This window comes from Vibrio sp. JC009 (genome assembly GCF_029016485.1).
GTDB lineage: Bacteria > Pseudomonadota > Gammaproteobacteria > Enterobacterales > Vibrionaceae > Vibrio.
This window is the reverse complement of the sequence record NZ_CP092107.1, coordinates 1,242,573-1,268,478: the sequence shown is the minus strand read 5'-3', so window position 1 is coordinate 1,268,478 and position 25,906 is coordinate 1,242,573. Positions and strand designations below refer to the sequence as shown.

22 protein-coding genes are annotated in these 25,906 nt (G+C 46.1%); 12 read left to right on the top strand and 10 right to left on the bottom strand.

All coding sequences use genetic code 11. The annotated features are described in order from the left end of the window. The first annotated feature begins 47 nt into the window (after nucleotides 1-47). Together arsB and L3Q72_RS20575 are read left to right on the top strand one after the other, a co-directional pair. Nucleotides 48-1,103: an ACR3 family arsenite efflux transporter gene (arsB, locus tag L3Q72_RS20580; RefSeq protein WP_275132423.1), complete on the top strand. Its 1,056-nt coding sequence runs from the start codon at nucleotides 48-50 to the stop codon at nucleotides 1,101-1,103. Between the two features lie 222 nt (nucleotides 1,104-1,325). Further along, nucleotides 1,326-2,084 (top strand): transporter substrate-binding domain-containing protein, encoded by a 759-nt coding sequence (locus L3Q72_RS20575; RefSeq protein ID WP_275132422.1) that lies wholly within the window; start codon nucleotides 1,326-1,328, stop codon nucleotides 2,082-2,084. Between the two features lie 116 nt (nucleotides 2,085-2,200). Here the strand turns inward: L3Q72_RS20575 and L3Q72_RS20570 are convergent, their stop codons facing one another. Further along, on the bottom strand, nucleotides 2,201-2,818 hold the full coding sequence (locus tag L3Q72_RS20570; protein WP_275132421.1) for an alpha/beta hydrolase: 618 nt from the start codon (nucleotides 2,816-2,818) through the stop codon (nucleotides 2,201-2,203). Nucleotides 2,819-2,979: 161 nt separating this feature from the next. Between L3Q72_RS20570 and L3Q72_RS20565 the strand changes: the two genes are divergently transcribed. The 3 genes from L3Q72_RS20565 to L3Q72_RS20555 all read left to right on the top strand — a co-directional run bounded on the left by L3Q72_RS20565 (nucleotide 2,980) and on the right by L3Q72_RS20555 (nucleotide 5,436). After that, nucleotides 2,980-3,684 carry a response regulator transcription factor gene (locus L3Q72_RS20565; RefSeq protein ID WP_275132420.1) on the top strand — a complete coding sequence of 235 codons (705 nt, stop codon included), beginning with the start codon at nucleotides 2,980-2,982 and terminating at the stop codon, nucleotides 3,682-3,684. Nucleotides 3,685-3,732: 48 nt separating this feature from the next. Further along, a complete protein-coding gene (locus tag L3Q72_RS20560; RefSeq protein ID WP_275132419.1) occupies nucleotides 3,733-5,052 on the top strand; it encodes an ATP-binding protein in 1,320 nt (439 codons plus the stop codon). A gap of 96 nt (nucleotides 5,053-5,148) precedes the next feature. Then, the gene (locus L3Q72_RS20555) at nucleotides 5,149-5,436 is read left to right on the top strand and encodes a Bor family protein (RefSeq protein ID WP_275132418.1); all 288 of its coding nucleotides are present in this window, start codon (nucleotides 5,149-5,151) and stop codon (nucleotides 5,434-5,436) included. Nucleotides 5,437-5,489: 53 nt separating this feature from the next. On the opposite strand, the gene L3Q72_RS20550 is transcribed toward L3Q72_RS20555, so the two are convergent. After that, nucleotides 5,490-6,383 (bottom strand): AraC family transcriptional regulator, encoded by an 894-nt coding sequence (locus L3Q72_RS20550; RefSeq protein ID WP_275132417.1) that lies wholly within the window; start codon nucleotides 6,381-6,383, stop codon nucleotides 5,490-5,492. Between the two features lie 168 nt (nucleotides 6,384-6,551). On the opposite strand from L3Q72_RS20550, the gene L3Q72_RS20545 reads away from it, so the two are divergent. The 4 genes from L3Q72_RS20545 to L3Q72_RS20530 all read left to right on the top strand — a co-directional run bounded on the left by L3Q72_RS20545 (nucleotide 6,552) and on the right by L3Q72_RS20530 (nucleotide 12,141). Continuing rightward, nucleotides 6,552-7,700, top strand: a complete 1,149-nt coding sequence (locus tag L3Q72_RS20545) for an iron-containing alcohol dehydrogenase (RefSeq protein ID WP_275132416.1) — start codon at nucleotides 6,552-6,554, stop codon at nucleotides 7,698-7,700. Nucleotides 7,701-7,993: 293 nt separating this feature from the next. Then, nucleotides 7,994-9,943 (top strand): methyl-accepting chemotaxis protein, encoded by a 1,950-nt coding sequence (locus L3Q72_RS20540; RefSeq protein WP_275132415.1) that lies wholly within the window; start codon nucleotides 7,994-7,996, stop codon nucleotides 9,941-9,943. A 162-nt stretch (nucleotides 9,944-10,105) separates the two neighbouring features. Further along, nucleotides 10,106-10,843, top strand: a complete 738-nt coding sequence (locus L3Q72_RS20535; protein WP_275132414.1) for a glycosyltransferase — start codon at nucleotides 10,106-10,108, stop codon at nucleotides 10,841-10,843. A gap of 8 nt (nucleotides 10,844-10,851) precedes the next feature. Continuing rightward, on the top strand, nucleotides 10,852-12,141 hold the full coding sequence (locus tag L3Q72_RS20530) for an LssY C-terminal domain-containing protein (protein WP_275132413.1): 1,290 nt from the start codon (nucleotides 10,852-10,854) through the stop codon (nucleotides 12,139-12,141). On the opposite strand, the gene L3Q72_RS20525 is transcribed toward L3Q72_RS20530, so the two are convergent. From L3Q72_RS20525 to L3Q72_RS20510, 4 genes are read right to left on the bottom strand one after another with little or no spacing between them, the layout of a single operon-like run. Continuing rightward, on the bottom strand, nucleotides 12,124-13,473 hold the full coding sequence (locus L3Q72_RS20525; protein ID WP_275132412.1) for an ATP-binding protein: 1,350 nt from the start codon (nucleotides 13,471-13,473) through the stop codon (nucleotides 12,124-12,126). The two genes, L3Q72_RS20530 and L3Q72_RS20525, sit on opposite strands and share 18 nt — an antisense overlap. Continuing rightward, nucleotides 13,463-14,122, bottom strand: a complete 660-nt coding sequence (locus tag L3Q72_RS20520) for a response regulator transcription factor (protein ID WP_275132411.1) — start codon at nucleotides 14,120-14,122, stop codon at nucleotides 13,463-13,465. Before L3Q72_RS20520 ends, L3Q72_RS20525 begins: the two co-directional genes overlap by 11 nt. A 12-nt stretch (nucleotides 14,123-14,134) precedes the next feature. Then, nucleotides 14,135-15,427 carry a HAMP domain-containing sensor histidine kinase gene (locus tag L3Q72_RS20515; RefSeq protein ID WP_275132410.1) on the bottom strand — a complete coding sequence of 431 codons (1,293 nt, stop codon included), beginning with the start codon at nucleotides 15,425-15,427 and terminating at the stop codon, nucleotides 14,135-14,137. Nucleotides 15,428-15,430: 3 nt separating this feature from the next. Next, nucleotides 15,431-16,102, bottom strand: coding sequence for a response regulator transcription factor (locus tag L3Q72_RS20510; RefSeq protein ID WP_275132409.1), 672 nt, complete (start codon nucleotides 16,100-16,102; stop codon nucleotides 15,431-15,433). Between the two features lie 115 nt (nucleotides 16,103-16,217). Between L3Q72_RS20510 and L3Q72_RS20505 the strand changes: the two genes are divergently transcribed. From L3Q72_RS20505 to L3Q72_RS20495, 3 genes are read left to right on the top strand one after another with little or no spacing between them, the layout of a single operon-like run. Further along, nucleotides 16,218-17,243, top strand: coding sequence for a glycosyltransferase family 2 protein (locus tag L3Q72_RS20505; protein WP_275132408.1), 1,026 nt, complete (start codon nucleotides 16,218-16,220; stop codon nucleotides 17,241-17,243). After that, complete coding sequence (locus L3Q72_RS20500) at nucleotides 17,240-18,640, top strand: glycosyltransferase family 39 protein (RefSeq protein WP_275132407.1); 1,401 nt, start codon at nucleotides 17,240-17,242, stop codon at nucleotides 18,638-18,640. Before L3Q72_RS20505 ends, L3Q72_RS20500 begins: the two co-directional genes overlap by 4 nt. Next, the gene (locus L3Q72_RS20495; RefSeq protein ID WP_275132406.1) at nucleotides 18,628-19,068 is read left to right on the top strand and encodes a GtrA family protein; all 441 of its coding nucleotides are present in this window, start codon (nucleotides 18,628-18,630) and stop codon (nucleotides 19,066-19,068) included. The genes L3Q72_RS20500 and L3Q72_RS20495 overlap by 13 nt, the downstream gene beginning before the upstream one ends. A gap of 170 nt (nucleotides 19,069-19,238) precedes the next feature. On the opposite strand, the gene L3Q72_RS20490 is transcribed toward L3Q72_RS20495, so the two are convergent. From L3Q72_RS20490 to L3Q72_RS20475, 4 genes are all read right to left on the bottom strand, one after another. Beyond that, nucleotides 19,239-20,672 (bottom strand): hypothetical protein, encoded by a 1,434-nt coding sequence (locus L3Q72_RS20490; protein WP_275132405.1) that lies wholly within the window; start codon nucleotides 20,670-20,672, stop codon nucleotides 19,239-19,241. Nucleotides 20,673-21,248: 576 nt separating this feature from the next. Next, nucleotides 21,249-22,184 (bottom strand): substrate-binding domain-containing protein, encoded by a 936-nt coding sequence (locus tag L3Q72_RS20485; protein WP_275132404.1) that lies wholly within the window; start codon nucleotides 22,182-22,184, stop codon nucleotides 21,249-21,251. A gap of 9 nt (nucleotides 22,185-22,193) precedes the next feature. Beyond that, nucleotides 22,194-24,719 (bottom strand): PAS-domain containing protein, encoded by a 2,526-nt coding sequence (locus L3Q72_RS20480; RefSeq protein ID WP_275132403.1) that lies wholly within the window; start codon nucleotides 24,717-24,719, stop codon nucleotides 22,194-22,196. A 205-nt stretch (nucleotides 24,720-24,924) separates the two neighbouring features. Further along, on the bottom strand, nucleotides 24,925-25,866 hold the full coding sequence (locus L3Q72_RS20475) for an ABC transporter substrate-binding protein (RefSeq protein WP_275132402.1): 942 nt from the start codon (nucleotides 25,864-25,866) through the stop codon (nucleotides 24,925-24,927). Nucleotides 25,867-25,906 lie beyond the last annotated feature (40 nt).

Here is a 25,906-nt window from a genome sequence, read left to right as displayed (position 1 = left end):
TTAAATTAATCAATCGTATTTCGACGATGCACGAATAAAGGTTAAGCATGACCACTGAACAAGTAAAACCAAAATTAAACTTTTTAGACCGCTACCTGACACTTTGGATATTTCTTGCAATGGCTACTGGTGTGACTATAGGAGTAGTGTTTCCACAAGTTGCTGATTGGAATGAGGTAATGTCTGTTGGAAGCACGAATATTCCTCTAGCAATAGGTCTGATTCTTATGATGTACCCACCTCTTGCTAAGGTTAATTACCGTCTACTTGGCAAAGTCACCAAAGATAAGCAAGCTATAACACTGTCATTGGTCATGAACTGGATTGTCGGTCCTATTTTGATGTTTATCCTGGCTTTGATTTTTCTTGGTGATCAGCCCGGTTACATGGTCGGCATCATCCTTATTGGTCTGGCGCGTTGCATCGCTATGGTTTTGGTTTGGAATGATATCGGTGGCGGTAACCGTGAATATGGGGCAGCACTTGTTGCATTGAACAGCGCCTTTCAAATTGTGACATACAGTTTTATGGCCTGGCTGTTTATCACGGTATTGCCTCCAGTATTTGGTTATCAAAGCATGCTGGTAGATATTTCTATGGGTGATATTGCTGAAAGCGTGATGATCTATCTCGGTATACCTTTTCTGGCGGGTTTTGTAAGTCGAGAAGTACTTGTAAAAGTGAAAGGTGAAATCTGGTACAACAACATATTTATTCCAAGAATATCACCTATGACACTGATAGCACTTCTGGGAACAATTGTTCTTATGTTTAGCCTGAAAGGTGAAATGATTATTGAGTTGCCAATGGATGTAGTTCGGGTGGCAATTCCACTAACAATTTACTTTGTAACGATGTTTTTTGTCAGCATGTATATCGGCAAAAGACTAGGTATTCCATATGATAAAAATGCATCTATTGCTTTCACTGCTACCGGTAATAACTTTGAATTAGCAATCGCCGTGTCCATTGCTGTATTTGGAATCAACTCAAATCAAGCCTTTGCCGGTGTTATTGGCCCACTAATTGAAGTGCCAGTCCTGATAGCATTAGTTAATGTCGCACTTCGAATGAAAAGCCAGTATATGTTAGCGAGAGCGTAACTAATCCACGAAACCTAGTGATGAAAAATGCCGTGGGTAAGTTTAAACAGACTGAAGAGTACAAAAAAATTCTGGGTAAATACTTGATAAGTTATTAAACGTGTCATCACACCTTGCCCATATATTGGTGCAGCTATCCGTCTCATTTCTGCCCCTGAAAACATCACGGTTTATTACTAGACTAACAAGAGGAATCGGTACCACCTCAGGACGACACAATTTATGCGCATCCCCATTTTTTGTTTTCTTATCAGCGTATTTTTTTTCACAAACGCAACGGCACAACCTGAACTGACTATAGTGCGGGGTAACAAAAACTATCCGCCTTATGAAATTTATCAGCCCGGAGAGCCTGTGACTGGCTTTCATATCGACCTCGTTACGGCTGTGGCTGAGAGGTTAGGGGTAACGGTTACTTTTAACAGCGTTCCTTGGCGCAGAGCGCTCTACATGATTGAATCTGGTCAGGCTGATGCTATTACCTATATGGGGAAGACACCAGAAAGAGAGCAGTTTGCCATTTTTGAACCGGGTAACAAAATAAGCCATTCCATTAATGCCTTTTTTGTTCGTCAGGGGGAAGCAGAAAAAATAGGTTACCAAGGAGATTTTAGAAAACTGAATGGCTATATGATAGGTAAGGTTCTTGGTTATAGCTATGGTACGAATTTTGACAACTTTCCTTGGCTTTCTATTACCGACAATGCCAAAGACGAAAAGCGTCAGTTGGACATGTTACTGGCACACCATATTGATATTGGTATTGCTAACAAGGATAGAGTGGCGTACTTTGCCTCTCAGGCTGGTATCAGGCAAAAAATCGAATTTTTAGCTCCTACTTTTTCACCCATTCCGCAATATCTGGCCTTTTCAAAAGCGAGTCCGAATCATGAATGGGCCACTCCGTTTGCCCTGGCAATGCTTGAGTTTATTCAAAGCGAGGAGTACCAGCTATTGATTAAAAAGTATCAGATAGAGTAACCATGAGGTATACGTTAATACTAATATTTTATTCCCGGCACTCCAACCATTGATTAAACTCACTATAGGGAATGGGTTTTGAATAAAAGTACCCTTTGTTCCTCTCCTACATTAGGTCAATTAATTACCTGATATTTTTCGATTTCAGCAGCGTTCATCCAGTGGATATCTTCGGCTGAAGCCGCGTCCAGAGTAAACCAGTAGAAGCCGGAGTCAATATCAATGTAGCGGTAGTAACTCAGATACTCTTCATGCAGAGGATGAGACTTAGGTATCCGATTTCCTTCCATATCATCCGATGTGCTCCAACTATGAACACCTATTCTGGGCTTAACATCATCCGCACTTCTCTCAACTCCGGAAAGAAACAGATCCACACCACCGCTTGCAATCATGCCGTCACTGTTCAAGTGCGTGCTCATACGTTTGTCATGTATTCTCCGGGACAATTGCAGGTTTACCTCGTCATCGGCACTGCCTTCAATTACATCTATATTCAGCTTCCGGATATCAGGAAACCTGGCCGTTAAGTGATTAAACGCATCCAGAGATCCCGAGCAAATCACCCCATCCAGCGTGGCTTCTGTCGGACTGTTCATTGTGAAAGTCAGTGGCTTGTCACCCTGAAGTTCAAAATACCCGCACTCAGATGCAAACGAATCAGGGTCGCTGCTCGCACAGGCAATTGTGGTAAGGGAAAAAGCAGTGACGAGCGTCAATTTAAGTAACTGCATAAAAACACCGTATTAGCTGGGTTTATCTTAATGTGTCCATTGTAATCATACCCGGCACAGAAATAAGTAACAGTGAGTATGTGAATGTACGAATAAAAATGACAAAGGAATTTATATATAATTCACAGCATCTTTATACATGCCAGAAGGTTATTGCCGGGATGACACAACAGAGAATGCTTATTGTTGAAGATGACCTGAAGTTACAGCAGATGCTTAAAGATTACTTTATACAGCAGGACTTTGAGGTAACAACGCTAAGCGACGGAAGTGAGGCTATTGAACAGATACTCACACAGCAACCGAATATTGTACTACTTGATCTGATGCTGCCTGTAAACGACGGGCTTACAATTTGCAGACAGACGCGTACTAACTTCAGGGGTAAAATTCTGATACTGACCGCAAGTGACGACGACTTCGATCATGTTGCCGGGTTAGAGACGGGAGCAGATGACTTTGTAACCAAACCGATAAAACCCCGCGTACTGTTAGCGAGAGTACGCAGCCTGTTAAGGCGTCAGGAAGATCCGGCAGAAGCCGTCAATAGTGACGAGCAACTGAGCTTTAATAAGCTCACATTAAAGCTCAGATATAAGAAGTGCGAGCTTAACGGAGCCATTATTTCTCTGACAGACAGTGAGTTTGATTTACTATGGATTCTGGCCAGCAACCCCGACACCGTTTTATCCAGGGACTACTTAACCAAGGCATTGAGAGGAATTGAGTACGACGGATTTGACCGGACAGTCGACAACAAAATTGTACGGATCCGGAAACTGCTGGGTGATGATAAAACACCGCCAGAGAAAATCCAGACACTCAGGGGAAAGGGATACCAGTTTGTCTCCACCAGTTGGAAATAGTGATAAATCTGTGTGTCGCGGCACACATGGCTTTTAAAGGTGTGAGTTATGCGACGAATTTATCTGGAATCGATTTTTGGCCTGATAGCCTGCTTTATGACCAGCCTCATTCTCTACGAGGTAACTGTCTATCACCTCAATACCGACTACGAGTACCTGCTTCAGGACTACGAAGCTCAGGCCTATCAGGAACTGGCTCAGAATATCGCTGACAATCAGGGACTCGAAGCAGCCCACCAGGCCATAAACCGGTTTGCACAAACCGCCAGAAGTACAGTCACTATCTATACTGAGCAGGACTCTTTACCCGATGATGTAACTGTGTACTTTGCCGACTTTCCCGGGAAAACCATCTACCATGATGAAGACCGGTTACTCTGGTTTCGTTTAGCGCAAAGTCAAAACGTCTACTTTTATCAGCCGGATGAACAGGCACTGATACACAGAAAAATCGAACTTGAGGAAAATCTGTTATGGGGCTTCTTTTTATTTGCTTTTATGGCCTATGGCATCGGGCATCTGTTCATTATTTTCCGTCGGGTCAGACATCTGGAGCAGGCTACATTGCACTTTTCTGAAGGTGACTTCTCCGTCCGGGCTCAGACCGGTGGAGGGAAAGCAATCGGCACTTTGAATCATTCATTTAACCTGATGGCCGACAGAATATCGCAACTTATAGAAAGTAACCGCTCACTAACAAACGCGGTTGCTCATGAACTGCGAACACCGGTATTCCGTATCCAGTGGCAAGCTGAACTACTTAAAGACAGCAGACTGGATGCAGTACAAAACGAAAAAATAGACAGCATCATTGAAGATACTGAAGAGATGGAACAGATGATCGATGAGCTGCTTCATTACGCCCGGCTGGAGCGCGGACAATTACAACTGGATATCGAAACCATTCATCTGAATGACTACTTTAATAAGGCAATCCATCGCTGGAGCAAAGAGAGCACACTTCCCATAGAATCAATGCTCACGACGCAGGTGATGCAGCTTGAGGCGGACAAAAAACTTCTGGGAAGAGCGCTGGATAACCTGGTACGTAATGCATTTAAGTTTGCTAAAAACAGAGTCCTTATCAAAATTAAAGAAGCAGAAAATAACGTTTACATCAGCATCCATGATGATGGCCCGGGGGTAGCAAAGGAGCACCGGGAGCACTTGTTTGATCCTTTCTATATTGCGGACAAATCAAGAAGCAAATCAAAAAGCGGCTACGGGTTAGGACTATCCATAGTAAAGAAAATCTGCGAACAACATAATGGCAGCATTCAGGTAGGCGACAGCGAAGCCTTAGGTGGCGCAGAGTTTTCGCTTCAGTTTCCTGTTTGTAATACGCCCGGTGACAAATCCTTACAGTAAATACAAAGCTGTCAGGACATAATTATCTCCAACAGGCAGATGTATAAAATGAACAATGCATGCTCTGCCCTACCGCTAAGATATTCAGGAGATACGATGAAAAAACTACTGCTAATGGCTGCGCTTTCTGTTGTGGTGACCGGCTGTGCACAACAAACTTTTGTAATGGCTCCTCAGGAAAGTGAGCCTACGCTAACCGAATCGCAGCACTTCTTTATTGACGGTCTGACTCAGAAAAAAGAGCTCGATGCTGCTGCTATCTGCCACGGCGCTGACAAGGTTGCCAAAGTAGAAGTGCAAAAAACCTTTGTGAATGGCCTGCTGGAAGTGGTGACTTTCGGTATCTACAGCCCACGCGAAGCGCGCGTATACTGTAAAGCATAAGTTCTCACTCCACTTTTGTAGCCTGTTTAAGCTCTGCCCTCTCGCAGAGCTTTTTAAGAAGCCCGGGCAAAACTCTCTTTCGGAGAGTAACTAAAGTGACGCTTAAATTCTCTGCTAAATTGTGAGGGACTGTTGTAGCCTACCTTGCGGGCTGCATCAGCGGCGCGCAGGCCTTCTGCGATAATCAGCTCTCTGGCTTTGGTCAGCCTGACTTTCTTTAGATATTGTAAAGGCGATTCTGCCGTCACCTGCTTAAAAGCCCGGTGGAAAGCCGGAATGCTCATATGTATTTCATCGGCCAGATTTTCCACCGTGATAGAGTCGGCAAAGTGCGAGTGGACAATATCCAGCGCTTTCGCCACTTTGGCATAGTTACCGTCAACGTTAGCCCGTTCATAAAGGATATGACCCATAGGCCCCTTCACCACCCGGTAGACGATTTCCCTTACTATGCTCTCTCCGAGAAACTCCGCTTCTGCATCGTTGCCCAGAGCTTTAATCAGCCTTAGAAAAGCCTCCTCAAGGGGATCGGATAAACATACACACTGAACACCAAGCAGTTCGCTGTTCTTCCCGCTGCCGGAGACCGCCTCGTGTTGCTGGATATGGTTAATTACCGAGTGCAGCATCTTTGGTAATACATCGATAGTAATACCCAGGATAGGTTTACCGTCTTCCACTTTGGTATCGCACTCAAGAGGAAGCGGAACGCCCAGGACCACGTAGTCACCCGGCCCGTAACTCATCTTATGCTCACCAAGATAAATGTTTTTATATCCTTGACCCATAAGAATGATGCCTGACTGATACATCAGAGGAATCCTTTTTGCAGCCTGTGAAGAACGGTAAAACTTCACGCCGGATACCGCCGTTTCCACCATTCCTTCCAGCTCCTGAAGCTGTTTTTTCTCAACATAGGCGTTCATGTATTTTGCTATCTGTTTCACGGCAATCCTCCTGCGTTGATAGGGAAACTAGCAAAAATGATAATTTTAGGCAAGAAACAGAAAGAAATGTGGCTACAAATAAAGTTAATTGACTACTATTATGCAATAGTACTTTCAAGCACCGATATATAAACTTTATCGGAACGAAAACAATAACGGAGAACAGTGATGCAATTTACCTATGGCAACTCAACAACAATCCTGTTTGGACAGGGACAGATTGCAGCAATAAAAGAACAAATTCCTGCAGATAACAAAGTACTGGTTATCTACGGTGGCGGATCTATTAAAAAGAATGGTGTTTACGATCAGGTAGCTGAGGCACTGGCGGGTCACAAATGGATGGAGTTTTCTGGCGTTGAGCCAAACCCGACCGCAGAAACAATGAATAAAGCAGTGGAAATCATTAAAAACGAAAAGATCGATTTTGTACTGGCTGTAGGCGGTGGTTCGGTTATCGACGGTTCAAAATACGCTGTTGCGGCAGCAAAATACGATGGTGACGGCTGGGATATCCTGATCGGCAAGCACAAAGTGACAGAAGCGGTGCCACTTGCAGCTGTACTTACCCTGCCAGCAACCGGTTCAGAGTCTAACTCCGGCGCAGTAATCACCAAAGCTGCAACCAAAGATAAACTGGCATTTATGGCGCCTGCCGTTCAGCCCCGCTTTGCGGTAATGGATCCGGACACTATGAAGTCTCTGCCGGAAAACCAGCTACAAAACGGCATCGTTGACGCCTGGGTTCATACCTGTGAGCAGTACGTAACCACTCAGCAAGCTGATATCATGGTTCAGGATGGCTATGCAGAAACACTGCTGAAAAACCTTCTGAAGCTTGGCAAGACTCTTGGGGAACGCGATGACAGCTGGCGTGCCAACCTGATGTGGACAGCAAACCAGGCACTTAATGGTTTGATCGGCGCAGGCGTGAAACATGACTGGGCAACTCATATGATTGGCCACGAACTGACGGCACTTTATGGTGTTGCTCATGGCCGCTCACTGGCAATCATTCAGCCATCTTTGTACCGCAATCAGATTGAAGCGAAAAGAGCGAAACTGGAACAGATGGGACAGAATGTATTCGGTCTTGAAGCAGGTGCAGACCTTGCGGAAAGAACCATTGATGCCATCGAAGCTTTCTACCACAGCCTTGGCGTTGCAACTCAGCTGACAGAACACGACAAAGAGAAGGCCACAGCAATTGATGAAGTGATCAGCCAACTTGAAGGTCACGGCCTGGTGGCTCTGGGCGAACATGGCGCAATTACCCTTGAAGAGAGCCGTAAGATTCTTGAATCTGCAATAGCCTAAATCAATAACTGACAGAAAAACTCAAAAGCCTTGTTCCGGAGCAAAAAACCGAGCAAGGCTTTTGCTTTAACGGCCACTATTTCACTTTAAGCTCACCCTGAAAACCAACCAACAACCGCACTTTCACCCAACAAAACCCCACGCTTTCATATACAGCTCACGCCAATGAAACAATTTAATACAGTATTTACATACTAAATAAATCTCATTCGTCATATCATCCAGAAAAATGACAAGGCAAACGTTTGCTGAGCTAACAAAATAGTAATAAATAGATGGAGTTGAGATTCAGTATGCTTATGAATCTTCGATTGAGGACCAAAATTGGTCTGGGTTTCGGTATTGTACTGACACTGCTGACGCTTGTATTAAGTGTCGGGATACTGGCTTTAAACCGGGCCGATCACGGAATAACCGAGTACCGGGAGCTGGCCCGTGATACGAACCTGGCTGGCAGGTTACAAGCCAACATGCTGATGGTTCGAATGAGCGTAAAAGATTACCTGATAACAGAAAGTAATAAAGACCTGCAAAAACACAGTGATTATCTGAACAAAATGCAGGGATTTTTAATCAATGCCAGGCAAAATATTCAAAAGCCGGAACGAGCATTGCTCGTATCCCAAATTAGCTCTTCGATAACCACCTACGAAAATACCTTCCGACAAGTCGTAACGCTAATCAATAAAAGAAATATCGTGAATGATACTCAACTTCTCCCAAACGGCGAAAAAATGAGGAAAATCATCAACGAAATCATAGAGTCGGCTCATCACGACGGCAACAGCGAGGTCTCATACCATGCAGGACATGTCCAAAAGAAGATGCTAACCGGAAGCCTTTTTCTGGTTAAGTTTCTTCAAACAAACTCACAGGCTGACTTTGAGGTTGCCAACATCAATATGAGCAGAGAGGTTGGTATAGAAATCAAAAAGCTCATTCATCACCTTAAAGACAGCAGGCGCAAAAGTTTACTTGCTGAATTTCAGCATGCTCATTCAAACTATGTTCTGGCAATGCATGATATCCACAAGCTAATTGCAGAGCGCAATGATCTTATTACTAACACACTGGATATTATCGGCCCGGAAGTCGCTAAAGCAGTTGAAAATGTAAAACTATCAGTAATGAAAGATCAGGATAAGCTTGGTCCGGAACTAAAAGCAAATACACACAAAAGCGTACAAATCACAACAATACTGACTCTCATTGCTGTCGCGCTGGGCATAGGCTCCGCATACTTGCTGACTGTTAACATAACCAAACCTATTAAACAGGCTGTAGAGGCTGCGAGCCAACTCGCTAAGGGCAATTTAACCGTAAACATCAGCCAAACGTCGAAAGATGAAACAGGACAGCTATTGAACGCGGTTCAAAATACAGCAAGCAACCTAAAACAGATGATATCCACCATTTCCGGTGCAAGTGTGGCGCTATCTTCTGCTTCAGAAAACCTTGCTGTTATTACCAGCCAGACTTCAGAAGGCATTAGCCTGCAAGAGCAGGAAACGGAAATGGTCGCAACAGCAATAAACGAAATGACGGAAAGTATTCATAGTGTTGCCGGCAGTAGCGCAAATGCAGCCGGAGCTGCATCCAAAGCAGATCAGGAAGCTTTAGCTGGTTCAAAAGTTATTGGACAGGCAATTCAGTCAATAACATCCCTGTCAGAATACGTAAACCAGTCGTCAGAGAAGCTATATTTGGTTCAAAATGAAGTCATCAACATAAAATCCATCTTAGACGTAATTCGAGAAATTTCCGAACAGACCAACTTATTAGCCTTAAACGCAGCAATTGAAGCAGCCAGAGCCGGGGAACACGGACGCGGATTTGCCGTTGTTGCCGATGAAGTGCGCTCCCTGGCATCCAGAACACAAAACTCAACCACAGAAATCCAGAGTATTATCGATCTGCTGGCAACAAGTACTCAAAACACCGTAGAGGTAATGACTCTGGGGACAACTCAAGCTGGAATGTGTATCAAACAGGCAAACAAAGCTAACTCTGCACTGGAGGCAATTAACCACGCAATTAGGGTAATCAATGATATGAATATGCAAATCGCCAGCGCATCAGAGCAACAAAGCAGCGTTGCCGAGGAAATCAACATGAACGTAACAAATGTTAAGCAGATTGCTGAAAATAATGCCGTGGCATCTAATCAAACCCGCAATTCAAGCGCAGAAATTGCGGATCTGGCAGAGGAGTTAAATCAACTGGTGAAACAATTTCAGATTTAAACAAATAAGCTCCACCTTATAGCCTTTAGGTGTGACAGCACTTCCGTTGAGGAACATAGTTAAGTGAACCAATATGAACGGAACATGAACGGCAGGCTCAGTATTGGTTAAGCCAGGCGCAGGTATTCTTCTCTACATCAAATAAACGAAGTGGAGAGAGCGATGAGTCCGTTAAGTATTGTGATTATTACCCTGAATGAAGAGAAACGAATTGACCGTCTGTTAACCGACCTGTCTGAGCAGACTCACCAGAACTTTGAAGTGATTCTGGTGGACTCAAACAGTGAAGATGCAACCTGCGAAGTGGCACAAGAGTATCAGGAGGTTCTGCCTGAACTGACCGTGCATAAGATGGAAACTCGTGGTGTCAGCCTGGGGCGCAACACCGGAGCTGCTCTGGCAAAACATGAACGAATTCTGTTTCTGGATGCCGATGTCTGCCTTGAGCCAAACTTCCTTATAAAGGCGTTAGAACAGTTGGATAAAAAAGGGCTTGAAGTCGCAGGGGTTTATCTTGGCTCTTCAAACCTTCCTATGATGTACCGCCTTGGTTATAACGCAATTAACCTGGGGATGTTCGCAACTCAGTACGGTTTCCCGACGGCAGTGGGAGCCTGTATTTTCTCAACCCGCAGAGCTCATCAGCATGTTGGCGGCTTTGATGAGAATATCAGCCTTTGTGAAGACTGCGACTACGTGAAAAGGCTGTCCCGAACTTTCCGTTTCCGCTTTATACCCGTGACTTTCCAGTTCGATGCCCGCCGCCTTGAGCAGGATGGTTTGTTCTCTACAGGACTGGTTTACCTGAAAGCAAACCTGAGACGTTTCTTCTTTGGTGAAATTCGGAAAAATGAAATCGAATACCGCTTTGGTCACTATGAAGATCAGAAGGCAATATAGGAAAGATGATGCTTAGCAATCTGTCACTATTTCTTGGAGCGTTTACCGATGCCTTCATCGGCCCTAATCTTCTGGTACCCGGTGAGCCCTTTATGATTGCAGCCGGGTATCAGTTGTATGCAGGAAGCTTGTTGGGGGTCGGACTGGTTCTGGCCGGTGGTTTTCTGGGCGACCAGGCAAGTTTTGCTGTTGGTCGCAGATATGGACGGAATATTCAGAAAGCGATTCTGAAAAAGCGTCCGTCACTGCGAAGAAGAGTCGCTCAGGGAAAACTGATGCTAAAGCGTAACGAAAAAAAGGTGCTTATCACCGCCCGCTTGCTGGGGCCGGTTGCCTGGGTGATTCCCTTTATCGCCGGGGCGAACGGCACAAACTGGAAGCGCTTCTCTCTTTATTCTTCCATTGGTTTGATTCTGGGTGTGGGTCAGTTTGTTTTCTGGGGTTATCTTCTTGCTATGGGAATTGAGAATTTTCCATTTATTAATGGAATGAATGTGTTTATCTCTGAACACAGTTCGTTGCTGATACTTATCGCCTCAGTGGCAGGCTTTTATCTGCTGGCGCGCCGTTACTGTATGCGCTACAAAGGACTGGCGGCAAGCATGCTGCTTATTGCCGGGCTCGGAGGGCTAAACTACAGCCTGTTTTTCGAGCAACTGGACGATTTTGCTGGCAAGAACGAAGTTCCCCTTATCAAAGATGTTTCTGAGATTGAGTTTAAAGCCTATGCCGGCGAATCTTCCTATTTTAACGCTCAGGCAATCAACGTTATTTATGTCGGCGACTCGCCCGAAGCCATGATGCTGGAAATGGGCTGGATAAAGAACCGGACATTCTCCTACGATGACATCAGTATCACAGATTACGTCGGACTTTTGAGAACCAAAACGCCGCCCGTTTCCGATCTTTACTGGAATGGTCAGCCTCAGCATCTGGCATTTCAGGAGCCGGGGACGTTAAGCAAAAGGAATCATATCCGCTGGTGGCCGGTAAAACTTCCTGTGCAAAGCGAGCAGGAAACCCTCTGGCTTGGAGCGATCAGCTACGATGACGGACTGGGAATTTCAGCTTATTCCGGGCTTATTACGCTGCTTCATACCATAGATGCGGATGTGGACCAGCAGAGGGATAAGCTTGCCAGCTCAATAGATGACAGTATCCGATGGCAGGGGCGGTTCAGGCAAATGACCGGGCCGGTGGCCGTTGATGAAAACCACGATTATTTCACCGACGGCAGGGTATTAGTGATTGAACCGGCTCTGGCCCTGGGCCGTGTTGATCTAACGGCTGAGATTTAACAGCAGGCTCGCTTTAAGACCGCCCATTGAAGAGCGCTCGAAACTTAAAGAGCCCCGGTAGCTGTGCGCCATTTCCGCTACAATATTAAGCCCCAGACCAGAGCCGGGCCTGGATTCATCAAGGCGAACACCTCGTTTTACAATCTCGCCTAATTTATCCGGCTCTATACCTTCACCATCGTCCTCGATAATAAGCTTCACCTGAACCGCTGCTTCCCCGGTGCCTTTTTCCGAATAAACGCGGATAAGCGAGCTCGCCCATTTGTAGCTGTTTTCTATCAGGTTCCCCAGCATTTCATCCAGATCCGCATCCTCAACAGCGACAAAAATCTCATCATCCAGCTCGTTAACCAGAACCAGTTCTCTTTGTGCATAGACTTTATCAAACGCGCTGGCGATAGCATCAACCCGTTCACACGGATTAGATTTCACCGAAAGAATGTTCATTGAACCGGCCATTCTTGCCCGGCTAAGATGGTAATCAATCTGCTGCTGAAGCTGGGATATCGTTTCTGAAAGTGCTTCTTTCTGCTGCTGTGGCAATTCAGCGGTTTGATTTTTGAGTACAGAAAGGGGGGTTTTAAGGGAATGTGAAAGATTCCCTGCGTGATTTCTGGCTCTTTCCAGCAGCTCCTGATAGTGAAATAACAGCGCATTAAGGTCGGTGATCAGCGGCTCTATCTCTCCGGGATATTCAGCGGATAACTCTTCCCTCTCCCCTTTTTCCAGTGCCTTTAGCTCAGCTTGCAACTTATTCAATGGTCTGAGCGACCAGTTGACCTGCACAAAGGTAAATATCATTAATCCTAAAAACAGTATGAACAATATGCTTGTCAGCCCTTCGATAACGCTGTCCAGAGTCTCTTCTACAGGGTCTTCATCAGCAGCAACAATAATGGTTAAAGGATGCTGCAATTCAGGAATGGTAATCTCCTGGCGGACGAAAATAAGCTTTTCTCCGTTTTTTCCGGTCAGCCTGTAGGAATATTTTCCCTTTGCTTCAATATTTTTGTCCCGGAGTGAACGGGAGCGAAGTATTTGTTCTTTACCGGTCACTCTCCAGTAATAACCGCTATGGGGCTGATTAAATCTCAGATCTGAAATACCCTGCCGGAGAGTGAGAGCGCCTTTATCGTCCAGGGTCAGGTTCGAAATAATTTCGTCACCGGTAATTTTTAAGTTAGCTTTAGCAGTATCAACAAGGAAGGAATTGACCAGAATAGGGACAATGGCACCGGCAGCAAGAATAAGCCCGCCAATCCAAAGCGATGCTGTCAGTAACAGCCTTTGACGAATACTTAGCTTTTTTAACCAGGAGATTTTATTCTGCATTTAACTGATATCCTAACCCTCTTACCGTTTTGATAATCGTCGGCGAGATCTTCTTACGGATCCGGCCGATAAAAACCTCTATGGTGTTTGAATCCCGGTCAAAGTCCTGCTTGTAGATATGCTCCACCAGTTCAGTACGGGAAACCACCTTTTCGCTGTTATGCATAAAATAAGCAACCACCTTGTATTCTAAGGCGGTTAGGTCAACACTTTGCCCTTTCCACAACACTTTGGAAGCTCTTGTATCAAGGCTCAGGTTACCAAGCTGAAGAACCGGAGAAGCCTGACCGGATAAGCGCCTTAGCTGAGCACGGATACGGGCAATCAGCTCTATCATCTCAAAAGGCTTGGTCAGGTAGTCATCAGCACCGGCGTTCAGACCTTCAACCCGTTGTGGAAGGGTATCGCGGGCACTGAGAATAATTACCGGTGTGTTGATGCCTTCATCGCGGATGCTTTTCAGCACAGTCAGGCCATCAAGTTTTGGCAGCCCCAGATCCAGCACAATTGCATCCCACTCTTCCGATGTTGCGCGATAAAGCGCATCAATTCCGTCTGAGGAGGTTTCAGTCACCCAACCTGCCTGATCCAGAGCAGAAGAAATCTGCGAGGCTAACTGCTGCTCATCTTCTACAACAAGTATTTTCATAGGTTTTATCTCTTAGAATGCCCTAAATATTATTTTTGCCATACAGCCGCCACGTTGGCGGTTCGTCAGACTAAATTGCCACTGATAGCGCTGGCAGAACTCTTCCACGATAAGCAGGCCCAGACCATGGCTGACGTTATCTGGTGTGCCGCTATCGGGCTGCAAACCCACGCCATTATCCAGAACCGTTAACGACTCACTGTGCATAATTATCTCAATTTTTCCCTGGCTGGTTGCCGCAATAGCGTTACGGACCAGATTACCAACCACCATGTTCATTATAGCCGGAGTAGCCACAACAAGCGGCTCCCCCTCAACAGTGACCTCCAGCGGAATGGATTTATCTAAGGTATGCAGGGTATTGTTGTCTACAATGGCGCAGAGCTCTTTTTTGCTGAACGCTCTTGTCTCACTCTCCTCTCCCTGTTTTTCGTAACGGACCAGACTGAGCAGAGCATCAACCATGGCGGTCATCTGTTTTGACGCATCATCAATTCTCTGCAACTGCCTGCCCTGAAAAGAGTTCTGCCCATTTTCTGACGCCTGATTTTTATTTTGTAATAACTTGTTGGCGCCACGGATGATAGTCAGCGGTGTTCGAAGCTCATGGCTGGCATAGCGGGCAAACGCCTGCTCCCGCTTTAGTAATCCGTTTATCTCATCACGATAGCGGTTAAGCTGATTAGCCAGTTGCCTGAATTCCAGTGCCGCGGAAGGGTTGAGAACAAAGGGGGATTCAGTATCACCGGCATTGGCCTCCAGTTGTTCGGAGAGCGAGTTAATCGGCGAGATCAGCCTCTGCGATAGCCGGTACAACAGCAGGCCAAAGGCAAGCAGAAGCAAAGCGATAACAGTGAGCGCAACAGACAGTGCTGTGGCAAACTCTTCGTCACTGAACTCAACGGTATCGATATCACTGATCAGGTAAATTGTTTTAACCGCGCCCCGGATGGTGTGCTCACCAACATAAAGCATTCTTTCATTGGGCTTGGTTCCGGTCTCCCCAAGGTAATCCGTTTTTCCATCCACCATATCCCTGAATTTCTCCGGAATATAGCGTATATCATCATAGGAAACCGTTAATGAATCGATTCTTAGCGCACCGGTCTGCCCCAGTTCGTATTGTACTATCGCCAAATCCCTGTCGAGCAGAATACGTCTTTCACCAACCCTGTCTTCAGACCACATGATTGCCACATAGAAGATGGCATAAACTGCCAGACCGATAATGACAGAGGCTGCTGTAAAAAAAAGTGCCAGCCGCCCGGTCATACTATGCGTGCGGTCAAGAAGGGAAAAGCGCATCCGTTATTCCTCCAGCCTGAAACCGACTTTAGGAACGGTAATAAGCATGGGTTTGGGAAAAGGTTTGTCTAATTGATTGCGCAGCTGGTAAATATGGCTGCGTAAAACATCGTTGTTTACTTCGTCCTCTTGCCAGAGCTTAATTGCAATCTCGGACTTTGTAACCACATCCGGCGCTCTGAGACAAAGTAATTCCAGAATGGTGTAAGTGGTTGGATTCAGTGCCAGCAGACGGTCATCCCGGTATGCGGTTCTTGTTTTCTGGTTGATTCTCAGACTACCGTAACTAAGCTCTGATGAAGCGACATTGCCCCGGTACCGGTTGATCAGGGCATTCATTCTTGCTTCCAGGATATCCAGATCAAAGGGCTTAGTCAGATAATCATCCGCGCCATGGGCAAAACCCTCCAGCATATCCTCTCTGTTATCCAGGGCCGTCAGCATCAGAACGGGCGTGCTATTTCCCTGCTCTCTTAGTTTGTTGCATACTGTTAAACCGTCCATTCTCGGCAGCATCAGATCCAGCAGGATAATATCGAAATTGTTATCCATGGCGAGTTGAAATCCCAGTTCACCGTTATCGGCGTAGTCCAGTTCCATATCCATACTTTCAAAGTAGTCGAACAGAATCCCCGCAACCTCACGGTTATCTTCAATCAGCAGTATACGTTTCATAATGGCCCTGTGTTTTGGTTTGATTATCCGTGGCTGGTGTGGAAAAAACGTGAATGACATTTCTTACACGCAGGCTGATTCATAGTACCTAAAACCATGTTTAGGGTATGTAGTAATGATTGAAATAATTGACCACAAAAGCCATATTGAGCCTCCGGTAATCCTCTCCGTAGTGGTGCCTGTCTACAACGAGCAGGAGGTTTTGCCTGCATTTCATTCACGTCTGACCCGTGTTCTGGATAAGCTTAGTGAAAACTGCGAGATAATCTATATCGATGACGGAAGCCACGATAACAGCCGGGAGATAATAGAATCCGCACCAGGCTCTTCCAGCCCAGTCAAATATCTCTGCCTCAGCCGCAACTTTGGCAAAGAAGCTGCAATGAGCGCCGGCCTTAAGCAGTCGCGTGGAGTCGCTGTCGTGGTGATAGACGCCGATCTCCAGGATCCACCAGAGCTCATTCCTTCTATGCTTAAGCGTTGGCGGGAAGGCTATGATGTGGTCAACATGCAGCGAAGCTCACGGGCCGGAGAGAGTTTTTTTAAACGTTTTTCTGCTGCCTGTTTCTACAAACTGCTCAATGGTATGTCCGAGCTCAACATCAGCGAAAATGTAGGTGACTTCCGTCTGCTAAGCCGTGAGGTGGTAGACCGAATTAACGAGCTGCCCGAGCGCAACCGCTATATGAAAGGCATTTTCGCCTGGCCCGGTTATAAACAAACAAGCATCCAGTTTGAGAGGGATGCCCGTTATCTGGGCGAAACCAAGTGGAACTATTTCAAACTGTTCGGCCTGGCGATGGACGGGATCAGCTCTTTTTCCATACGTCCTCTGAGAATCGCTACGGTACTGGGTTCGCTTATCGCCCTTGGTGCTTTCGGTTTTAGTATGTTTATCGTCGGTAAGACTCTGCTGTTTGGAGAAGCCGTGGATGGATACCCGTCAATGATCGTGGTGCAACTTGCCTTAGGTGGGGTTCAGTTGCTGAGTATCGGGCTGTTGGGTGAATATATTGGCCGTATCTTTATCGAGTCCAAACAGAGACCCCTGTACCTGATTCAGGAAGTTGTCGAAAAACCGGCGGTTTTCTCTAAAAGAACGGGCTCTGACAAGCTGATTCGTCTGGAGGATATAGCATGATCCTGTCAAGACGTTTTCTCTGGTCACTGCTTGCATTCGCCCTGCTGATAAGGCTGCTATCGCTTGGCGGTTATCCGCTTATGGACACCACCGAAGCACGTTACGGTGAAATGGCACGGCTGATGGTAGAGACCGGCAACTGGCTGACGCCTCAGTTTGACTATAATGTTCCGTTCTGGGGAAAGCCGCCGCTATTTGCCTGGATCAGTGCGGCAGGTATTAAGCTGTTTGGCACATCTGAATTTGCAGTACGGATGCCTCACTGGCTTACCGGAGTATTAACCATCGCACTTGTTGCATTTTTTGCCGCCAAAAGGGGAATCAACCCTTTGATTCCGGGCATTGTGATGGCCAGTTGCGGCATCTTTGCAATCGCGGCAGGCGCTGTAATGACGGATATGGTATTAACCTTTTCCGTTACCCTGAGCATGGCAGGATTCTATCTCTGCTGGGCAGATCAGACTCTTAAGGGCCGGCTATGGGGATATGCTGCATTTACCGGGCTGGCACTGGGGCTGCTTGCCAAAGGTCCGGTTGCTCTTGTCATTATCGGACTGGCTGTTGTGCCATGGCTAATCATGCAACACGGTTTTTCCGGCGCCTTTGCTGCTCTTTGGAGCCGGTTCCCGATGGTTAAGGGATTTGGCCTGATGTTGCTGATAGCGCTGCCATGGTACATTCTGGCCGAGCACGCCACACCCGGATTCCTGGACTACTTTATCGTCGGTGAGCATTTTATGCGTTTTACCGTTAGTGGCTGGGAGGGAGACCTGTATGGCACCGCCCATGATCAGCCACGAGGGACTATCTGGATTTACTGGCTTGTTTCCTCTGCACCCTGGTCTTTTATCCTGCCCGTTTTGCTGCTGAAACGACGTGCCCTGACTAAGGCCATGAGCGAAGATCGTCCGGGGCTGGTAAGCCTGCTGTTACTGTGGATGATTTCTCCGTTAATGCTCTTCTCGCTTGCGGGTAATATTCTTCCCGCTTACGTTCTTCCGGGCGTACCAGCTTTGAGTATTTTAATCGCCATTTTGCTAAAAGACGGAGATGAAAAGTGGTTTAAGCCAGTTGCGCTGTTTATTCCTGTCCTGCTGATTGGCGCCGTATTTTACCTTAACCTGGGTAAGGCGGAATCACGCAGCGATCGGGTACTGTTTGAAAGCACAGATAAGAATGTTCCTGCCTATTATGTCGGCCACCGACCGTTTTCCGGTCAGTTTTACAGTTCGGGTAAAGCCAGGCCACTTACCGAAGATAGCCGGCTAACAACCAAGTCTTTCTATCTGATAGGAAAAGAGAAAGAGGTTATCACGCAGATAAATAACGGCAATTTTAGTTGCAGTAAAGAGCTCACGGCAGAGTCAGGGCGCGCAAGATATCTATGTACGCACTAAAGGCATACTATCCGCTGCTCTCGCAATACCTGGCGGAGAAAATAAAAAGCTCAGCACTATTTCGCTTCGCCCTGGTGGGCGGAGCGGGATTTATTGTCGATAGCCTAGTTTTTACTGGTTTATTCTATCTACTGGAAGTTCCGCTTATTCCGGCCAGGGCTGTGGCCTTCTTTTGCGCGGCAACAACAACCTGGTGGGGGAACCGTATTTTCACCTTCAATTCGGTAAGCAAGCACATATTCAGGCAGTGGCTGAGCTTTTTTTCCGGCGCCTGTCTGTCAGCAATCCCAAATTTTGCGGCCTTTAGTATGGTCATTGAACTGTTTGGCAGCACCGGAGTCATTCCTTACTTAGCCTTAGTCAGCGGAATAGTCGCAGGAATGTTCTCTAACTACTTGCTATGCCGGGTTTGGGTATTTGCTGAATAATACCAATCCCGGCAATTATCTGTTCAGTGATTACGCTCTTATCCAGCTTTTCACCAGACAGTATTTTGTAGCCCAGCTCTTCTTTACAACCGGTTGCACGGTCGATTACCGCAGAAACCTGAGGACCGTTCTGGATAAGTGCTTATAGATCTCTGACTTCTTTAAACGTATTACGCTTTGAGGGCACCTGACATGTCTATGATGTGATTGAAGTAGTTTTCTTTAGCAACTGAATCCACAACCCCATTAGCATGGATCAGAACAGGACACACCGTTAGGGTACTATCGTAAGTTAACTTCGCGACTTTTTGTTCAACTTCTTTAATGATGTTTTTCTGAACTTTGCCTGCCAGCATCTTGCACTCACAGACATACAAACGATGCTTTGTCTGAATTAGCAGATCTATCTGACACCCATCTTGACGCTGCGTTTTAGTCTGAAAATACCCACCCACAAACACAGGGTTGATAATATTCAGCTTTTCCAGGATGTAGTATGTATTGTTAGAGACCAAATTCTCGAACTGCAATCCTAAAATGCTGGCTAAGTTATCAGGCACACTTTCACGCTTGGTTCTTTCAACTACCTCATTTTGCTTTGAGATTGAGCGAAAGAAAAATGCCGTATAGTTGTCGGCAATTTTATACTTGGCAGCTCGGCCAAACTTTGTAGTTTTAGTATTCCAGGTATGCTCTTGCTTAAGAAAACCGACTTCACATAAATCTGATAACGCTTGGTTTATTCTACCCGTGTAATGCCTCTTTATTTTCTCTGCTATTTCTCGTGCTGTCATTGCAGACCGACTCGTACCAACGGCTTCCAATATGCCACGGTACTTCTTGTTATCATCAGAAAATAACTCATTAAACATCTGATTAAACTCATTGTTAAAAGCCCCTGTTTTCTTGAAGGCAAGTTTCAGTAAGTTATCTTCAGCAGTAAGGTTAGGATTAATATGATTGAGATATAGCGGAACACCACCAAATGCACAGAGCAACTTTATAATGTCTCTGTCAGGCAATTTTTTATACCCCGCACCAAACAGCTCACATACATTGTTAAGTGGCAGTTCACGCAATACCATATTTACAGAGATACGGCCAACAAAGCCCTCACTCGCAATGATATTTTTCTCCATCCATGAAGCCAGCGAACCGGATAAAATCATCATAAAGTTGCTCTTGTGGGCGCATTCACGCTCCCAAACTTCCCATAAGACTTGCTCAAGCGACACTGAAGACTTCCTAGCTAACCAGTTAACCTCATCAATAGCTAAAATGGTGTATGGCTTATTACATTGACTCACTATGAAATATATAAGTGCAGCCCATGTTTCGTGCGGGGGCGTGTAAGGCAGGCTAAACTCGCGCTTCACCTGTTCTGCATAAGCGATTCTCTCTTCATCATCAGAAACTTCCTTTTTGGGCGGTGGAGATGTCAGGTAACGCAAAGTTACTTTGGAATCCCTGATGGGGAGCTCTTTAATTAACGTACTTTTCCCAATTCGGCGGCGACCTTTAATAACGTTTAACGTCCCCTTCGAGGAATTGAATGACTGAAGCAATGTTTCAATTTCTTCTATTCGACCTACAAAACGATTCATTCTGGCTACCTTACCTCTGGATGTTCATGGAATTAACAACACGTCGATCTCATGAACATAAATATAGCCTAATTATATGTTCATGAAAATAACATCATGTCGATTTCATGAACATTCATTATCCCAATCTGGATGTTCATGAAATTAACAATATGTCGATCTCATGAACAAATACACTTCACGTTTTCCACAAACACATACCCAACCCCACACTCAGTTCTTATGTACTTAGGCTTTTTAGGGTTAACCTCCTGTGGGAGAGTAATAAAGAAACATACTGAGTATTAAAGTATCATACTAAATGGCAGTGATCGGTACGCTGCCATTCCTAAATCGACAATGCCCCTTTTCTTAGTCAGTAAGATATTAGACCGATAAATTTCGCCCCGAACTTATCGGCACAGGCTGAATGAAGGAAAGCTAAAACAAGGTGAAAGATTTCTCCCAATTTTGAGCTCGTTCAGGATTTAGTTGACCTATCGAATAATTGAATAGTTACGCAAAACTCTCGTTCCCATGGTCCTCCGTGGGAATGTATATCAGGCTCACCAGAACTTTGATTTCCTTGTAAAGGCGTTATTTCAGCCACCCTTCAACCTGCTCCTTATTTTCAGTGGTAACAAGCCTGGTCGGAATCAATTCAACGGCCTTATCCTCCGCTGAGCCATTCAGTTTTTGCATGGCCAGTTCCACGGCTCTTACTGCCATTAAACCAGGAAACTGACGTGCACTTGCAAGCAGATTTTGTTTGCCCTCTTTAAGGCTCTCAATAAACTCAGGCGAACCGTCCACTGAAACAATTTTTATCTTTTCATTGCCAGACTGAACCGCCGCCTCCAAAGCGCCCAGAGCTGCTGGATCATTGATCGTAAACACGCCACCCAATTCCGGATACTGTAAAAGAAGGTAAGTCATACTCTCCAGTCCGCCACTATATGTTCCGCTGCTATTTCGGGTTGCCGATACCACTTTTATCCCAGGGAACTTTTCAAATGCGGATTTGCAGCCTGATACACGATTTATCACTGATGAGATCGGCTGACCATTGATAATCGCGACCTCGCCGGTCTCCTTCAAATGCTGTGCAAGATAGTGGCAGGCAGAGAAACCGGCCTGATGATTATCCGAAGTGACACTAATATCAGCCCCCTCAGACTCAATATCCACCGCGACCACAATTACTCCCTTCTGCCGGGCTGTGTTAATAAACGGAGCAATGGCTTTACTTTCCGAGGCTGCAATAAAAATCAGGTCAATGTCGTCCTGTAAAAAGCCTTCTAACTGAACAATCTGCTTACTGAGGTTATAAGCACTGGATTGCACGTAAATTTCCACTTCACCGTCATATTTCTCTTTAACAGACAGAGAGAGTTTTTCTGCCAGAATAGAAAAAAACGGATTAGAAAGATCAACCAGGCTAATTCCGACCTTAAGTGGCGCAGCCAGACAAACCGGAGAAAAAAGTCCCCAGAGCAAAACCCTCAGTATTTGTTTAACCATCTGCTTTTTCATACGACCCGCTTAAGCCTCATTTTTTCTCAGTAAATCCCACAGCGCAGGGAGTGTCACTGGCTTGCTGATAAAGTTTTCATCCAGAGTACAGTTAAACTGCTGCTCAATACTTGTTTTTTCCATCCCCGAGTAGAGACAGACCGGCAGCTCAGGCAGCACGGTTTTCAGCTCTTCTTTGAGCTCCACTCCGGACATAGAATTCACCAGGTGAACATCACTAAGCACAGCAAATACTGTCTGTTTATGAGATATCAGCCAGTTAAGTGCGATATCCGCCCCCGGAAAGTGAATAACGTGCTCTGCCTGTTTATCAAGCAGATCTATCATAGTTTGCGCGACCTGCTCATCATCTTCCACCAGCACAAGCGTGCCCCTGAATTTTGATTGCGATTGTTCTTCACTGCCGGATGGCATAACCGTTTCCTGCACTTCCGTTACCGGCCACTGCATCCAGATGGTGGTGCCTTCATTTGGCTGAGATTCTACCCCAATCTGACCACCGGACTGCTGCACATAACCATGAACGGAGCTCAGCCCCAGCCCGCTACCCGATCCAATTTCCTTAGTGGTAAAAAAGGCTTCAAACACACGGTGCTGAATCTCCACGGGGATTCCCTTACCGGTATCAGACACAGAAATTCTCAGCCAGGGCTTATCTTCAACCCTGATGGTCTGAGTGGAGATGGTAATTTCGCCTTTCTCAGCAATAGCGCCGTTTGAATTGATGGTCAGATTCAGCAAAGCATTTTGCAGCTGAACTTTATCTACCCTGATAAAGCTTCTGCAATCAGCAAGAGAAAGATTAAGCCTGACGCCTGCTGACACACTGTACTCCAGTAAGTCTTCTGACTCACTGATAAGCTCTTCCACACAGACAATTTCAGGAGTAAGCACTTGCTTACGGCTAAAAGCGAGCAGTTTGTGAACCAGCTCCCGGCCACTCTCGCTGGCCCGGATCGCTCTGGATACAAATGTCTGAGACTGTGGCGAAAGCTCATCCTGCATTTCAAGTAGCTGCAGGTTACCCAGAATCGAAGTGAGGAAGTTATTAAAGTCGTGAGAAACGCCGCCGGTAAGTTGTCCGAGGCTTTCCATTTTAACCGCCTGCTGCAACTGGTGCTCCGTCTCTCTGCGGTAGGTCAGATCCTGAGTCAGGGTAATAAAGCCACCGTTGGTCATCGGCTGGCTACGGAACTCAATAATCCGTCCCTGACTGTCGTGCCACTCAACGCACCTGTCTTCGCTGTGACGGCTTGTATTCCATTGCACCTGATCAATCAGATGACCTTCGATATCCTGAAACCTCTCTCCATGCTCACCAATACGTTCCAGGATCTCTTCCAGTGGCATACCGACATACACCTCTTTCGTATCAAGTTTCAGAGCACTCAGATATTGCTGGTTCCAGGCCAGAAGTTTGTTCTCTTTTGAGAAGACGCTGAGTCCGTCATGCATGCCGTCGAAGATAGATTCCAGCAGCTGCTTCTGCTGCTCCAGATTTGAGCTCACTTTCTGGATCCGGTAGGTATACGCCCTGAACACCTGATAGGCATTAAGCAGATCACCAATTTCATCATCCCTTGGCCTGAACCGGCTTACCTTGCGGGTGTCACCGTTAGACAGCCGGATCATATCGTTGGTAACGTTAGTCAGCTCCTGTACGGTTTTGATGTTAATTCCGTAGTTGACCGCCACAGCCAGAATCAACAGCAGCATCATCACCACCATGCTCCAGAACACCTGAGAAATCTGTCTCTGCACCTGTTGCTGCTGCTCAAGTACCTGCTGCTGAATATCATTTACGTAAGTGTTTACAAACTCACTTAAATACTCAGACTGTGCACGGATAGAAACCAGAAGAAACTGCTTTTTGTTCTTAATCGCTTTGCGTTTCTGAAAGTTATCCCGGGCATAGTCCACAAAGTCTTTCAGGGCACTCTTTCCATCCTCAGCACCACTTGCAAGGCTGCTTACCACCTCTTGCGCCATGTTCAGTCTGGCCTCATCCTGACTGGTCAGCAGACCCACCAGATGATCAATCTGTTCTGATACGGGAATATTAACTGTGAGTGCCTGAATCCCGGAGTTTTCAGAAGACAGCTGCAGCTGAAATCGCTGACTCAAAAGCTCTTCAGATAAAAACAGGCTTTCCGTTGTCACCTCGCCAAGCTGGCTGGCACTTTGTTCAATGGCTTTAAGTTTACCCACCAGCTCTTTCCGGAATGCCTGATCGGAAATATTCCGGGTCACCTTTAACAGCTTTTCAAACCGGGTGGCAAAGCGCTTTTTCTGTTCATCGAGTAAGGAAGGCTGGTTAATAGAAGCAGAATAAGGAGCAAAAGCGGCAAGCTGTGCGACGCCTTCTGCGAGCCCTAATGCGACACGCACATCAGGCAAGGATTTTGACTCCAGCTTGGTGATCACCATATTGGTATGGTGCAGACCGGTTGCAGCAACCAGTACCAGCGCCAGTGACATCACAATGGCTGTCACCATTGCAGTGAGTTCTCTGCTTTTAATTCCTTTTCTTCGCACCTAAGTATTCCTTATACCAATCCCAGCAATTATCTGTTCGGTGATTACGCAAACGGCACAAAAACAAAAAAGGAAGCGAGGTCAAAAGCAAGCTTTTTCACACACTTCCAGAGGAGCTATGTTAAGGAAACAGCAGAAAAAAGAAAGATCGTGACTCCCGTTTTGAGAAATCTAAAGCCTGAGTCACGATCCCTGCCACTGCTGCCTAGCGAACTGCATCCCATCCCTGGTAGGCATCCACATTCGAACGGTCAACCAGCGCTGAAGGAAGCAACATCACGCTCTTATCCAGTTTCTCACCGGACATAATTTTGTATCCAAGTTCAACGGCTTTTTCTGCCATGTGATACGGGTCCTGGCTACCAGATGCCTGAATCATTGGAGAAGAAGGATCTTTAAGCGCGGCCACGATATCCGGCGCACCATCCACAGAAGTGATAATGATATCCTTGCGCTTAAGCTGCCTAGCCGCAAGGTTAGTACCGATAGCCTGTGGATCATTGATAGCAAATACCGCATCAATGTTCTGGTAGCGGGTCAGGTGACCAAGCATTACTGACATGCCGCCATCACGGGAGCCTTTACCATCCTGGTCGTCAGAAAGGACATTGATACCCGGCGCTTTCGCCAGCTCTTCTTTACAGCCGGTTACACGGTCGATTACCGCAGAAACCTGAGGACCGTTCTGGATAATCACGTCACCTTTACCATCCAGTTTCTCTACGATGTATTTACAGGCAACGGCACCAGCACTTACGTTATCCGTTGTTACGATCGCATCAGAACCTTTCGCCGCGGTATCCACAGATACCACAACAATACCGGCTTTCTGAGCACGCTTGATTGCCGGTTCGATAGCATTTGGATCGCCCGGATTCAGAAGAATGATATCAACGCCCGCTGCAATAAAGTTATCTATCTGGTTAAACTGTTTACCCAGGTCATAGTCGTAACCCATAGAAAGAACTTCTACATCTGGGTTTATCTGCTTAGCCTGAGCTTCCGCACCATTTGCCAGGGCAACAAAGAAAGGGTTACCCATTGAGCCAAGAGAGATACCAATTTTATTCAGGTCAGCGGCATTCGCTCCGGCTGTCATTGATGCCATCATAGCGCTGGCAATAGCAAGACGTTTAAATAGTTTCATTCCATTCTCCATGTCACATTATTGTTTGTTTCACATTTAG